11 protein-coding genes are annotated in these 13,562 nt (G+C 64.4%); 10 read left to right on the top strand and 1 reads right to left on the bottom strand.

The annotated features are described in order from the left end of the window. Positions 1-7 precede the first annotated feature (7 nt). The 10 genes from HWE04_RS00685 (at position 8) to prmC (ending at position 9,463) form a co-directional block, all read left to right on the top strand. Entirely contained in the window at positions 8-928 is a 921-nt protein-coding gene (locus HWE04_RS00685; RefSeq protein ID WP_077236177.1) for an ABC transporter permease, read from the top strand. A gap of 100 nt (positions 929-1,028) precedes the next feature. After that, on the top strand, positions 1,029-2,168 hold the full coding sequence (locus HWE04_RS00690; protein ID WP_077236178.1) for a BMP family ABC transporter substrate-binding protein: 1,140 nt from the start codon (positions 1,029-1,031) through the stop codon (positions 2,166-2,168). A gap of 318 nt (positions 2,169-2,486) precedes the next feature. After that, a complete protein-coding gene (minC, locus tag HWE04_RS00695; RefSeq protein WP_241811214.1) occupies positions 2,487-3,296 on the top strand; it encodes a septum site-determining protein MinC in 810 nt (269 codons plus the stop codon). Between the two features lie 79 nt (positions 3,297-3,375). Continuing rightward, complete coding sequence (gene minD, locus HWE04_RS00700; protein WP_006465130.1) at positions 3,376-4,191, top strand: septum site-determining protein MinD; 816 nt, start codon at positions 3,376-3,378, stop codon at positions 4,189-4,191. A gap of 1 nt (position 4,192) precedes the next feature. Next, entirely contained in the window at positions 4,193-4,462 is a 270-nt protein-coding gene (gene minE / locus HWE04_RS00705; RefSeq protein ID WP_006465131.1) for a cell division topological specificity factor MinE, read from the top strand. 95 nt (positions 4,463-4,557) lie between these two features. Then, entirely contained in the window at positions 4,558-5,259 is a 702-nt protein-coding gene (locus HWE04_RS00710) for a response regulator transcription factor (protein ID WP_006465132.1), read from the top strand. A 223-nt stretch (positions 5,260-5,482) separates the two neighbouring features. Beyond that, positions 5,483-6,775 carry a glutamyl-tRNA reductase gene (gene hemA / locus HWE04_RS00715; RefSeq protein ID WP_241811215.1) on the top strand — a complete coding sequence of 431 codons (1,293 nt, stop codon included), beginning with the start codon at positions 5,483-5,485 and terminating at the stop codon, positions 6,773-6,775. Between the two features lie 117 nt (positions 6,776-6,892). Beyond that, the gene (gene prfA, locus HWE04_RS00720; RefSeq protein WP_006465134.1) at positions 6,893-7,972 is read left to right on the top strand and encodes a peptide chain release factor 1; all 1,080 of its coding nucleotides are present in this window, start codon (positions 6,893-6,895) and stop codon (positions 7,970-7,972) included. Between the two features lie 163 nt (positions 7,973-8,135). Then, entirely contained in the window at positions 8,136-8,630 is a 495-nt protein-coding gene (locus HWE04_RS00725) for a disulfide bond formation protein B (RefSeq protein WP_241811216.1), read from the top strand. Then, entirely contained in the window at positions 8,630-9,463 is an 834-nt protein-coding gene (gene prmC / locus HWE04_RS00730; protein WP_241811531.1) for a peptide chain release factor N(5)-glutamine methyltransferase, read from the top strand. The genes HWE04_RS00725 and prmC overlap by 1 nt, the downstream gene beginning before the upstream one ends. A 41-nt stretch (positions 9,464-9,504) precedes the next feature. Here prmC and HWE04_RS00735 read toward each other — a convergent pair whose 3' ends face one another. Beyond that, complete coding sequence (locus HWE04_RS00735) at positions 9,505-13,101, bottom strand: indolepyruvate ferredoxin oxidoreductase family protein (protein ID WP_241811217.1); 3,597 nt, start codon at positions 13,099-13,101, stop codon at positions 9,505-9,507. Positions 13,102-13,562 lie beyond the last annotated feature (461 nt).

A 13,562-nucleotide genomic window follows, 5' to 3' on the forward strand; every position in this document is an offset into this window, starting at 1 on the left:
ACAGGACATGGAACAACTCGCTCCTCTCATCGCAGCCTCCATCAATGCCGGCACACCCTTGCTGCTGGCGGCCATCGGACTGTTGATCAATGAACGCTCCGGCGTGCTCAACCTGGGCGCCGAGGGCATGATGCTGGTGGCGGCCATCGCCGGTTTCGCTGTCGGCTACGCCACCAAGAGCCCGCTGCTGGGCTTCATGGCCGGCGCCGTGTGCGGCATGCTGATGGCTACGCTGTTCGCCTGGCTGGCGCTGCGCCTGGCCACCAACCAGGTGGCCACCGGCCTGGCGCTGTCGATCTTCGGCGCGGGGTTGTCGGCCTTCGTCGGCCAGCGCTTCGTCGGACTGGCGCTGCCGGCCCAACCCAATTCGATTCCCCTGCTGGCAGACATTCCCTTCCTGGGCAAGGCGCTGTTCCACCAGCACTGGATGAGCTACGTGGCGCTGGCGCTGTGCCTGGCCAGCATCTGGTTCCTGTATCGCACGCGCGCCGGCCTGGTGCTACGCGCGGTGGGCGAGTCGCCGGAGTCGGCCCATGCGCTGGGCTATTCGGTACGCGGCATCCGCTATCTGGCGCTGCTGTTCGGCGGTGCCTGCTGCGGACTGGCCGGGGCCTATATGTCGCTGGTCTATACCCCGATGTGGGTGGAGGGCCTGGTGGCCGGACGCGGCTGGATCGCGCTGGCCCTGACCGCGTTCGCCACCTGGCGCCCGGCACGGGTGCTGCTGGGTTCACTGCTGTTCGGCGGCGTCACCATCGCCCAGTTCTACCTGCAGGGCATGGGCGTGACGGTGCCGTCGCAGATCCTGTCGATGGCACCCTACCTGGCCACCATCGTGGTGCTGGCGCTGATCTCGCGCAACCCCGACTGGATCCGCCTGAACATGCCGGCCTCGCTGGGCAAGCCCTTCCGCCCGGGGGCGTCCTGATCGGCGCCGATGGTCTTTGCGGCGTTCGTTTTTTGCTTTCGTTCCGTTCCGTTTTTGTAGCAGCACCTGTATTTATCCACTGACCTTGAGGGAGAACACAATGAAGATTTCGCGCAGGGCATCCTTGACGATGCTCGCCACCCTGGCGGCCGCAACCCTGATCGGTTGCGGCAAGAAGGAAGAACCCGCTGCCGCCGCGCCCGCTGCTGCGCCGGCCGCCGCCGCTCCCGCCGCCGATCCGCTGAAGGTAGCCTTCGTCTACATCGGCCCGGTGGGCGATGCCGGCTGGACCTTCGCCCACGACAAGGGTCGCAAGGCCGTCGAGGAAAAGTTCGGCGACAAGGTCAAGACCACCTTCGTGGAAAACATTCCTGAATCCGCAGCCGACGCCGAGCGCGTGTTCCGCCAGCTGGCCACCGATGGCAACAAGCTGATCTTCGGCACCACCTTCGGCTACATGGAAGCCATGCTGAAGGTCGCCAAGGAATTCCCGGACGTCAAGTTCGAACACGCCACCGGCTTCAAGACCGCCGACAACCTGGCGCAATACGACGTGCGTACCTATGAAGGTGCCTACCTGGCCGGCGTGGTCGCGGGCAAGATGAGCAAGTCCGGCAAGCTGGGCGTGGTGGCTTCGGTGCCTATCCCCGAAGTGATCCGCAATATCGATTCCTTCACCCTGGGTGCGCGTTCGGTGAACCCCAAGGCGACCACTGCCGTGGTCTGGGTGAACAAGTGGTTCGATCCGGGCAAGGAACGTGAAGCCGCGACCACCCTGATCGGCCAGGGCGTGGACGTGCTGATGCAGAACACCGACTCCGCCGCCGTGGTCCAGACCGCGCAGGAAAAGGGCGTCTATGCCTTCGGTTGGGACAGCGACATGACCAGCTTCGGCCCCAAGGCCCACCTGGCCGCCTCGATGATCAACTGGGGCGTGTACTACACCGCCCGCGTACAGGCAGTGCTGGATGGCTCGTGGAAGAGCAGCACCAGCTGGATCGGCCTGAAGGAAAACGGCATCGACCTGGCCGCCTTCAATCCGGAACTGCCGGCTGACGTGAAGACCCTGGTGGAAGAGCGCAAGAAGGGCATCGTCGATGGCTCCGCGCCGATCTGGAAGGGTCCGATCAAGGACAACGCCGGCAAGGAAGTGCTGGGCAAGGACGCCGTGGCCGATGACGGCTTCCTGCATGGCATCAAGTTCTACGTCGAAGGCGTGGACGGCAAGGTTCCGGGCTGATTGTTACGGTATTACCGTGGTACGGGCGCAGTCACGGCGCCCGTACCGGGGGTGAGCATGAAAGGCCGCTGGCACCGCGAGGTGTCGGCGGCTTTTTTTTGGCAAATCGGCATTCCACAGAGGACGCGTCTCGTCTATATATTGCCTCCATACAATTTTTTGATGCCCGATTTCGGCTTGCGGGCGGTGCGGCGGATATCCGCTGAAAGCCGCGATCCACCGCTATCGCAGCCGCATCCTGCCTGTATAATGCACAGCCAGCCCGGGCGGAAAGCTGGCTTTTTCCTTCACTTTCTGCCGCATTGAACTACAGGATTTATGCAAAAAGCCCGCAAACCGATCGAAATCAAAATTTCCACTGTGGTTGCCATTTCGGCAATCCTGCATGAAACTGATCCGACTTCGCTGGAATCCGCCTTGAAGGAAATGACCGGTGGTGTGGCCGACTTCTTCGAAGACGAGTTCGCGGTCCTCGATATCGGCTCCCTGGACGCCGAGGCGGCTGCCGGCATCGACTGGAGCGCCGTGGTGGCGCTGTTCAAGCGCTTCCGCCTGAACACGGTGGCGGTGCGCAACGCGCCCGAGCAATTGCACCCCGGCATCGTCGGCCACGGACTGGCCATCGATACCTCGGCGGTGTCCGGCGCCGGCGCGGCCAATGCCCGCGCCCAGGAGGCCGCCCAGGAAGCCGTGGCTGCACCCGCACCGGCTCCCGCGCCTGTCGCTGCGGCACCGGCACCCGCCTCCCCCGCACCGGCTGCCGCGCCTGAAGCGCCCGCCGCCCCCCAGGCCCGTACCGTGGTGGTCGATACTCCGGTGCGTGCCGGCCAGCGCATCTATGCGCGTGGCGCCGACCTGGTGGTGCTGGCTGCGGTCAACAACGGTGCCGAACTGATCGCCGACGGCTGCATCCACGTCTACGCGCCCTTGCGCGGCCGGGCGCTGGCCGGTGCGTCGGGCAATACCGAGGCGCGCATCTTCGCCGCTTCACTGGAAGCGGAACTGGTTTCCATTGCCGGAGTCTATCGAACCTTCGAGAACGGTCACGCGCCGGAGCTCGCGGGCAAGCAGGTGCAGGTGCGCCTGCAGGGCGAACGCATCGACGTGCTGCCGATGTCGGCGTCGTGAGCCTCCGGTGACCATCATCATCTAAACGAATAATCGGGCCGGCCCCCACCGGCGTACTGTTCTTCTTAAGGAGTTTTTCGTGGCAAAAATCATCGTTGTGACTTCGGGTAAGGGCGGCGTCGGCAAAACGACGTCCAGCGCCAGTTTCGCATCGGGCCTGGCCATGCGTGGCCACAAGACGGCCGTGATCGACTTCGACGTCGGTCTGCGCAACCTGGACCTGATCATGGGCTGCGAACGCCGCGTGGTCTACGACCTGATCAACGTGATCAACAAGGAAGCCACGCTGAACCAGGCCCTGATCAAGGACAAGCACTGCGACAACCTGTTCATCCTGCCGGCCTCGCAGACCCGCGACAAGGACGCCCTGACCGAAGAAGGCGTGGAGCGCGTGCTGGGCGACCTGTCGAAGATGGACTTCGAATACATCATCTGCGATTCGCCGGCCGGCATCGAGCATGGCGCGGTGATGGCACTGACCTTCGCCGACGAGGCCATCGTGGTGTCCAACCCGGAAGTGTCGTCGGTGCGCGACTCGGACCGCATCCTGGGCATCATCCAGGCCAAGTCGCGTCGTGCCTCGGCCGGCGGCGAGCCGGTCAAGGAGCATCTGCTGATCACCCGCTATTCGCCCAAGCGCGTGGAAGACGGCGAGATGCTGTCCTATACCGACGTGCAGGAAATCCTGCGCATTCCCCTGATCGGCATCATTCCCGAGTCGGAAACCGTGCTGCAGGCCTCCAACCAGGGCTCCCCGGCGATCCACATGAAGGATTCCGACGTCGCCCAGGCCTACCAGGACGTGGTGTCGCGCTTCCTCGGCGAGACCGTCGAACTGCGTTTCACCACCTACGAAAAGCCGGGTCTGCTGCAGCGCATCTTCGGAGGTAAGTGACATGTCCCTGCTTTCTTTCCTGTTCCCCAGCAAGCCCAAGAGCGCGGTGGCGGCGAAGGAGCGGCTGCAGATCATCATCGCCCGCGAGCGCTCCAACGGCCGTCAGGGTCCGGACTTCCTGCCGGCCCTGCACAAGGAACTGATCGAGGTCATCTCCAAGTACACCAAGGTCAATGCCGACGACATCAAGATCTCGCTGGACCGCCAGGGCAACCTGGAAGTGCTGGACGTGAACGTGGTGCTGCCCGACAGCGACGTCCCGGCGGCCTGACGCGACGGTCGCCACCGATGCAAGGGCAGCCCTGGCTGCCCTTTCGTCTATCTGAGTCTCCTTGTCGATAACCTGCCCTTGTCCAGCCTGATGCCATGAAGATCGGGATCATCTCTTCCGACGCCGATACCGTCACGCTGGTGACGCAACTGGCCGAACGTCACGACGCCACCGTCTATCGTGGCGCCGATGGCTTTGCCGCGGCCTGCGACGATGGCGCGCAGCTGGTGGTGCTGGACCTGGATGACGTGCAACGGCATCTCCAGGCGATCACGACCCTGGTGCAACGCCATCGCCCGCCGGCGGCCGCCAAGGCCAGGCCGGTATTGCTGCTGTTGTGCACACCGGCGCACCAGGCCTGGCTGCGCAGCCTGCTGCTGGCCGGTGCCGACGATTTCCTGGTCAAGCCGGTGCGGCGCCAGGAACTGGCTTTGCGCCTGGACCTGCTGCTGCTGGCAGCGCAGCCTTACGAGGCGCCGCCCAGCATCGTCGAGGCCGGCGGCTTCATGGTCGACCTGGCGCGCCTGCGGGTGACCCATCCAGGGCTGCCACATCTGGATGCCACGCTGACCCGCAAGGAGGCCGAACTGGCGCTGCTGTTCATGCAGCACCTGGGGCGCCCGCTGTCGCGTGCCTTCCTGCAGGAGCGCATCTGGGGCGCCGAGCCGGAGACCCCGACCCGCACCATCGATACCCATGTCTCGCGCATCCGGACCAAGCTGGGGCTGCAACCGGCCAATGGCTACCAGCTGGCGACCGTCTATGGCTACGGTTATCAGCTGGAACGGCTGGAATAGCCGCCGGGGCCGGCCGGCGGGCTGTTGTTTTTGTCGTTCCCAGTGCACGCCAAACCTGATCCATGTCACAGACATATACCGATTATCGGGGACCGTCCCAACCCGAAATGGCCCGAAGAGTATAATTATTCCCAAAACCGGGCCCGAAACTGTTCGAAATTGTCTGTTTCGGGACTCATAGATCGCACCATCCCAGCTCATCGGCACTGCTGCCGCGCACTCCATGCACTTGCTCGCTGTCGGACTCAACCACACTACCGCGCCTGTCTCGCTGCGCGAGAAAGTGGCCTTCCCCGCTGACCAGATCGGTCAGGCGGTGTCGTCCGCGCGTGCCTGGTTTGGCGGCAATGACAAGATCATCGCCAGTGGTGAAGCGGCCATCCTCTCCACCTGCAACCGCACCGAGCTGTATGCCGCGGCGGCGGCCGGGCGCGACGGGGTGGAGTTCGCCATCGACCGCACCGCGCAGTTCCTGGCTGACTACCATCACATTCCCTACGCCGACCTGCGCCCCTATCTATATTCGCTGCCGCAGGACAATGCCGTGCGCCACGCCTTCCGCGTCGCTTCCGGCCTGGATTCGATGGTCCTGGGCGAGCCGCAGATCCTGGGCCAGATGAAGGATGCGGTGCGCCAGGCCGACGCCGCCGGCGGGCTTGGCACCTACCTGCACCAGCTGTTCCAGCGCACCTTCGCGGTGGCCAAGGAAGTGCGTACCACCACCGAGATCGGCGCCCATAGCGTGTCGATGGCGGCAGCGGCCGTGCGGCTGTCGCAGCGCATCTTCGATTCCATCTCGGGCCAGAACGTGCTCTTCATCGGCGCCGGCGAGATGATCGAACTGTGCGCCACCCACTTCGCCGCGCAGAATCCCAAGACCCTGACGGTGGCCAACCGCACCATGGAGCGCGGCGAAACCCTGGCCCACCGCTTCAACGGCCGTGCCATCCGCCTGGCCGACCTGCCGGCGCAGCTGGCCAGTTTCGACATCGTGGTGTCCTGTACCGCCTCGCAACTGCCCATCATCGGCCTGGGGCTGGTGGAACGGGCCGTCAAGGCGCGCCGCCACAAACCCATCTTCATGGTCGACCTGGCCGTGCCGCGCGACATCGAAGCCGAAGTCGGCCGCCTGGATGACGTCTTCCTCTACACCGTGGACGACCTGGCTTCGGTCGTGCAAAGCGGTGTCGAAAACCGCCAGGCAGCGGTGGCGCAGGCCGAGGCCATCATCGAGACCCGTGTGCAGTCCTTCATGCACTGGATCGACAGCCGCGCCATGGTGCCGCTGATCCAGGACCTGCAGGAAACCGGTGAGGCCCTGCGCCTGGCCGAACTGGATCGCGCCCGTCGCATGCTGGCCAAGGGCGACGACGTGGAAGCCGTCCTGGAAGCCCTCTCCAAGGGCTTGGCCGCCAAGTTCCTGCACGGCCCGCAACAGGCCCTGCACCACGCCCAGGGCGAACAGCGCAGCCAGCTGGCTTCGCTGCTGCCGCAACTGTTCCGCGCCAAGCGTTAGCGTTCCCCTCTCCCGCCGCCTGCGTCCTTGCCTGATGCAGACGGCTGATCGTGCTGCCTTTCCCGGGCCGCCGATATCTCCTTCTTCCCCTGTTTTACGTTACCGGATTCGACACCCATGAAACCATCGATGCTCGCCAAACTCGACCAGCTTGCCGAACGGCTGGAAGAGCTCAACAGCCTGCTGGCCCAGGAAGATGCCACCGCCAACATGGACAACTTCCGCAAGATGACCCGCGAACACGCCGAACTGGGGCCGCTGGTGGCGCTGTATCACGACTACGTGCAAGCCGGTGACGACATCCGCACCGCCCAGGAACTGCTGTCGGATCCTGACATGAAGGCCTTCGCCCAGGAAGAGATCGATGGCGCCAAGGCACGCATGGAGGCGCTGGAACTGGACCTGCAGAAGATGCTGCTGCCGCGCGACCCCAATGACGAACGCAACATCTTCCTGGAAATCCGCGCCGGCACCGGTGGCGATGAATCGGCCCTGTTTGCCGGCGACCTACTGCGCATGTACACGCGTTATGCCGAACGACAACGCTGGCAGGTGGAGATCGTCTCGTCCTCCGAATCGGAACTGGGCGGCTACAAGGAAGTGATTGCCCGCATCGTCGGCTTCGGCGCCTATTCGCGCCTGAAGTTCGAATCGGGCGGCCACCGCGTGCAGCGCGTGCCGGCCACCGAAACCCAGGGCCGCATCCACACGTCGGCCTGCACGGTGGCGGTGATGCCCGAGGCCGACGAGGTCGAGGATGTGGACATCAACCCGGCCGATATCCGCATCGATACCTACCGCGCCTCCGGCGCCGGCGGCCAGCACATCAACAAGACCGATTCGGCCGTGCGTATCACCCACCTGCCCACCGGCATCGTGGTGGAGTGCCAGGACGACCGCAGCCAGCACAAGAACAAGGCCCAGGCCATGAAGGTGCTGGCCGCACGCATCAAGGACGTGCAACTGCGGGAACAGCAGTCCAAGGAGGCGGCCACCCGCAAGTCCCTGATCGGCTCGGGCGACCGCAGCGAGCGCATCCGCACCTACAATTTCCCGCAGGGGCGCATGACCGACCACCGCATCAATCTCACGCTCTACAAGCTGGACTTCATCATGGATGGCGACCTGGACGAACTGACCAATGCGCTCATCACCGAACACCAGGCCGAACTGCTGGCGCAGCTGGGGGATGACTGAGCTGTCACGGAACCAGGTTTTCCTGCACCGGTCTCAGGCTGACCATGCGGCCTGTTCGGGGGAACAGAGTGCAGGGTCCCCGGGATGTCTCTACAATCGCGTCATGGCCGGATTGCCGCAGCCATGAGAATCCCACCAACCAAGACAATTTCGAACAACAACCATGAAATCATCCAAACCGGTTTTCCTGCTGGTGGCGCTGGTGTGCGCCGGCCTGCTGGGCTTTGCCATGTATCTGCAGATCGTCGAGGAAATGCAGCCCTGCCCGCTGTGCGTGATCCAGCGCTACATGTTCGTGCTGGTGGGCATCTTTGCGCTGATCGGCGCCGGCCTGCCGGCCGGGGCGCGTCGCGGTAGCTCGGCACTGGGCCTGCTGGCCGCGCTGGGCGGCGCCGGCACGGCGATCTGGCATCTGTATGTGAAGGCGCATCCTGGCGTCTCCTGCACCACCGATCCGCTGGAAACGGCCCTGAACCAGCTGCCCACCGCCAAGCTGCTGCCGCAGATGTTCACCGCTGACGGTTTCTGCTCGGCCCCGTGGCCGCCGGTATTCGGACTGCAGATCCCGACCTGGTCGCTGATCTGGTTCGGCGTGCTGGCCGTGGTGCTGGCGGTCCAGGCCTTCAAGCGCGCGCCGCGCACCACCATCTGGAAATGATGGAACCGCTGTCCAGCTACGCCGGCTGCACGCTGGCCACCGTATTGAAGACGGCGCCGCTGGACCCGCTGGAAAACCGCATCCTGCTCTGCCACGCCCTGCGCCTGACACGGGTGCAACTGATCACGCAATCGGAACGGCGCCTGGACCAGGCCGAGTCCGATGCGCTCAAGGCCCTCTTCGCACGCCGTCTGCGGGGCGAGCCGATCGCCTACATCGTGGGCCTGCGCGAGTTCTATGGACTGGATTTCCGGGTGACGCCGGACGTGCTGATCCCGCGCCCGGATACCGAACTGCTGGTGGAGCTGGCCATGGAGCGCCTGCCCACCGGCGGCGCCTTGCTGGACATGGGCACCGGGTCGGGCGCGATTGCTGTCTCCATCGCCCATAGCCGCCCCGATGCGGTGGTCACGGCGCTCGACGCCAGCGCGGCAGCATTGGCCATCGCACGCGAGAACGCCGCCGCCCACCAGGCCCGCGTGACCCTGCTGGAGAGCGACTGGTACGGCGCCCTGGCCAAGGACCAGCGTTTTGCCGTGATCGCCTCCAACCCGCCCTACATCGTCGAGGGTGACGTCCATCTGTCGCAAGGCGACCTGCGCTTCGAACCGGTGGATGCCCTCACCGACCACGGCGATGGCCTCTCCGACCTGCGCACCATCATCGATGGCGCCCCGGCGCACCTGCTAGCGGGAGGCTGGCTGCTGATGGAACACGGCTACGACCAGGCCGCCGCAGTGCGCGCCCTGCTGGCCGGTACCGGCTTTACGGACGTGCAAAGCTGGCGCGACCTGGCCGGCATCGAACGCGTCAGCGGCGGCCGCCTGGCCTGACGCGCTCCCTCCACACGCGCAGTTCACTCCACAGGTGCCACTCAGGCCGCCTGTTTTCCTCCATCCTGCGGTGATTGCGGTGCTTGCGACGGCCCCTGGCCCAGTTGAGCCAGCAATGCAGCTTCCTTCAGTTTTGCATCCTGCAAGTGACGCTCCTTGACATGCCCATAGCCCCGGATCCCTTCTGGGACGCGGGCCACGGCAATGACCTGCTCCAGATTGGCCGGTGTCAGTCGTGACAAAAGGCGCGTCATGGTGTCGCGATAGGCGCCGATCAGGGCGCGCTCCTGCCTGCGTTCCCCGGTATAGCCGAAGGGATCGAAGGCCGTGCCGCGCAGGAAGCGCAAGCGGGCCAGCACGCCAAAGGCCGGCATCATCCAGCTGCCGAAGGCCTGCTTGCGCAGGTGGCCCTTTTCGTCGCGGCGGGCCAGCAGCGGCGGCGCCAGGTGGAAGCGCAGCTTGTAGTCGCCCTCGAACATGCCGGCGATCTTGGCGCGGAAGGCCGGATCGCTGTGCAGGCGCGCGACCTCGTATTCATCCTTGTAGGCCATCAGCTTGAAGAGGTAGTTCGCCACTGCCCGGCTCAGCTTGAGGCCGCGACCGGCCTCGCCCAGCGCACTCTCACGCTGGCGCACCTGCTCGACGAAATCACGATAGCTGCGGGCATAGGCGGCGTTCTGGTAATCGGTCAGGAAGGCCACGCGACGCTCCACCAATTCATCCAGCGATGGCGTGCGCTTGAAATCGATCACTTGCGCACTCGTGCCGTTACGACCGGCGGCATTGAGGACGAACTCGACGTCATGCGCCGCCACCCGCCCCCAGGCGAAGGCCTGCTTGTTGAAGTCCACCTGCAGGGCATTGAGCTCGATGGCGCGCAGCAGGGCCGCCTCCGACAAGGGGACCCAGCCCTTTTGCCAGGCATAGCCCAGCATGAACATATTGGTCGCGATGGCATCCCCCATCAGGGCGGTAGCGATCCGGCCGGCATCGACCAGCGACAGGTTGTCGCGCCCGCAAGCCTGGGCGATCTCGCCCTCGCTGGAGGCGGTGGGGAATTGCCAGTCGGGATTGCGCACGAAGGCTGCCGTCGGCATCTGCGTGGAATTGACGGCGGCATGGGTACGCCCCTCTCCCATGCGTGACAACGCATCGCGGCCCGCCGTGACGATCACGTCGCAACCGATGACCAGATCCGCCATGCCGGTACCGACACGGGTGGAATGGATATGCGTCGCATCCTCGGCCACGCGCACGTGCGACATCACCGGACCGCCCTTCTGTGCCAGGCCGCTCATGTCCAGCACCGAGCAGGCACGCCCCTCCACGTGCGCGGCCATGGCGATGATCTGGCCGATGGTGATCACGCCGGTGCCACCGACGCCGGTGACCAGGATGCCGTAGGGCTGGGCCAGTCCCGGCAGCACGGGCTGCGGCAGCGCCGGCAAGCTCGGGCCGGCGGCGGCCTTGGCACGGGCGGGCTTCTTCAACTGCCCGCCTTCCACCGTCACGAAGCTGGGGCAGAAGCCGTTGACGCAGGAATAATCCTTGTTGCAGGACGACTGGTTGATCTGGCGCTTGCGGCCGAACTCGGTTTCCAGCGGCTCCACCGAGAGGCAGTTCGACTGCACGCTGCAATCGCCGCAGCCTTCGCACACGGCTTCGTTGATGACGGCGCGCTTGGCCGGGTCCGGGTAGGCATTGCGTTTGCGGCGACGACGCTTTTCCGAGGCGCAGGTCTGGTCGTAGATCATGGCCGATACACCCGGCTTCTCACGCAACTCGCGCTGGACCGCATCGAGTTCGCTGCGATGGCGGATGGTGACGCCCTCGGCCCAGCGGGTGTCGGCCGGATACTTGTCCGGTTCATCGGTGACAACGATGATCGGCCCCACGTTCTCGGCGGCCAGCTGGCGCGAGATCATGGCCGGATCGAGCGGGCCATCGAACTCCTGGCCGCCGGTCATGGCGACCGCATCGTTATAGAGAATCTTGTAGGTGATATTGACCTTGGCGGCGACCGAGGCCCGTACTGCCAGCAGACCGGAGTGGAAGTAGGTGCCATCGCCCAGGTTGGCGAACACGTGCTTCTCGCTGGTGAAGGGCGCCTGCCCGACCCAGGTCACACCCTCCCCGCCCATGTGGGTGAAGAGATTGGTTTCACGGTCCATCCAGGTCACCATGTAGTGGCAACCGATACCGGCCAGGCCACGGCTGCCATCAGGCAGTTTGGTGGAAGTATTGTGCGGGCAACCTGAACAGAAATGCGGGGTGCGATCCTTGTCGGGATCGGGCTTGCTGCTGATGTTGAGTGCGGCTTCCTTGGCTTCCAGATAGGCCACGCGGGTGCGCACGCGCTGCTCCACCGGATGGCCGGCAAAGTAGCGCGAGATGCGGGTGGCGATGGCGCGCGCGATCTGCGCCGGGTTGAGTTCGTAGGTGGCCGGCAGCAGCCAGTTGCCATGGCCTTCACGCTGCGAGCCGCTCCATTCTCCGGTGTCGTCGAACTTGCCAACCACGCGCGGACGCACATCGTCGCGCCAGTTGTAGAGCTCTTCCTTCAACTGGTATTCGAGGATCTGGCGCTTCTCTTCCACCACCAGGATTTCATCCAGTCCCTGGGCGAATTCACGCACGCCTTCGGCTTCCAGCGGCCAGGTCATGCCGACCTTGTAGAGACGGATACCGATGTCGGCGGCGACCTGTTCGTCGATACCCAGGTCTTCCAGGGCCTGGCGCGTATCGAGATAGGACTTGCCGGCAGTGATGATGCCGATGCGCGCACGCGGGCTATCCCAGATGATGCGGTTGAGCTTGTTCACGCGGGCATAGGCCAGCGCGGCGTACCACTTGTAGTTGATCATCCGCGCTTCCTGACCCAGCACGGTGTCGGGCTGGCGGATGTTGAGGCCATCAGGTGGCAGTGCGAAGTCTTCCGGCAGCTGGATCTTGACGCGATCGGGATCGATCATCACCGACATCCCGGACTCCACCAGGTCGGTCACGCACTTCATGGCCACCCACAGGCCGGTATAGCGGCTCATGGCCCAGCCGTGCAGGCCGTAGTCGAGATACTCCTGCACCGAAGACGGATAGAGCACCGGGATGCCGCAGGCCTTGAGGATGTGTTCGCTCTGGTGCGCAGCGGTGGAGGACTTGGCGGCATGGTCGTCGCCGGCGATCACCAGCACGCCGCCATGCCTGGAGGTGCCGGCCATGTTGGCATGCTTGAACACGTCGCCACAGCGGTCCACGCCCGGTCCCTTGCCGTACCACAGCGAGAAGACGCCATCGTATTGCGCGTCCTTGAAGAGATTGACCTGCTGTGTGCCCCACACGCTGGTGGCCGCCAGGTCCTCGTTCATGCCAGGGTGGAAGCGGACCTGTTTCGCTTCGAGGTATTTGCGGGCCTTCTCGGCGGTCTGGTCGACCGCGCCCAGGGGCGAGCCGCGATAGCCGGTGATGAAGCCGGCAGTATTGAGCCCGGCGCGTTCATCGTATTGCCGCTGCAGCATCGGCAGGCGCACCAGCGCCTGGATGCCGGTCATGAAGACGCGGCCGCGCTCCAGCGCATATTTGTCGTCCAGGGATACATCGTCCAGCAGCAGGCGTTGCCCGGCGGGTAGGGGTGCGTTCATGTGGTCTCCGTGCCAAAAATCTTGTTTTTGCCTGCACATGCTCCCGGCAGCAGAATCGGCAGCAGAATCAGACTCTCGAAATCCGTCGCGCTGTCGGGAAAAGGGAACACCTCGGCCTTGTGGGCCGGGTTTTCTTAATGTTGTGGTATCAAGTTAGCACAAGGGTGATCGCCCCGCTACGCACGCTGCAGCAGGGTTTCCGGGCTTTTTTGACATACCGGAAACACTTTCCGCAGGTCCTGCGGCAATCCCGGTGATAGGGAGGAGAAAATGCCGGAAAGGTGAAAACAACAATATTTCCGGCTGAAAAAAAATGGGCGACAAGTTCAGTTGTTACAAGCAAGACGTGAATGTAACAACCAGTAAAAGCCATTGGACGAGGTTCTGCGCTGACGTTTAATAGACCTCACTTGAACAGCGATTGATTGGTTATCCGTTACTGTGCAAGGTTCCTCCCCTCT

The organism is Herbaspirillum sp. C7C2 (genome assembly GCF_022627865.1).
GTDB lineage: Bacteria > Pseudomonadota > Gammaproteobacteria > Burkholderiales > Burkholderiaceae_D > Herbaspirillum > Herbaspirillum frisingense.

Coding starts and splice junctions, on each gene's coding strand:
- minE (WP_006465131.1), top strand. CDS start 4,193: ATGTCCCTGCTTTCTTTCCTGTTCCCCAGCAAGCCCAAGAGCGCGGTG.
- hemA (WP_241811215.1), top strand. CDS start 5,483: ATGCACTTGCTCGCTGTCGGACTCAACCACACTACCGCGCCTGTCTCG.
- HWE04_RS00735 (WP_241811217.1), bottom strand. CDS start 13,101: ATGAACGCACCCCTACCCGCCGGGCAACGCCTGCTGCTGGACGATGTA.
- HWE04_RS00690 (WP_077236178.1), top strand. CDS start 1,029: ATGAAGATTTCGCGCAGGGCATCCTTGACGATGCTCGCCACCCTGGCG.
- HWE04_RS00710 (WP_006465132.1), top strand. CDS start 4,558: ATGAAGATCGGGATCATCTCTTCCGACGCCGATACCGTCACGCTGGTG.
- HWE04_RS00685 (WP_077236177.1), top strand. CDS start 8: ATGGAACAACTCGCTCCTCTCATCGCAGCCTCCATCAATGCCGGCACA.
- prmC (WP_241811531.1), top strand. CDS start 8,630: ATGGAACCGCTGTCCAGCTACGCCGGCTGCACGCTGGCCACCGTATTG.
- prfA (WP_006465134.1), top strand. CDS start 6,893: ATGAAACCATCGATGCTCGCCAAACTCGACCAGCTTGCCGAACGGCTG.
- minC (WP_241811214.1), top strand. CDS start 2,487: ATGCAAAAAGCCCGCAAACCGATCGAAATCAAAATTTCCACTGTGGTT.
- HWE04_RS00725 (WP_241811216.1), top strand. CDS start 8,136: ATGAAATCATCCAAACCGGTTTTCCTGCTGGTGGCGCTGGTGTGCGCC.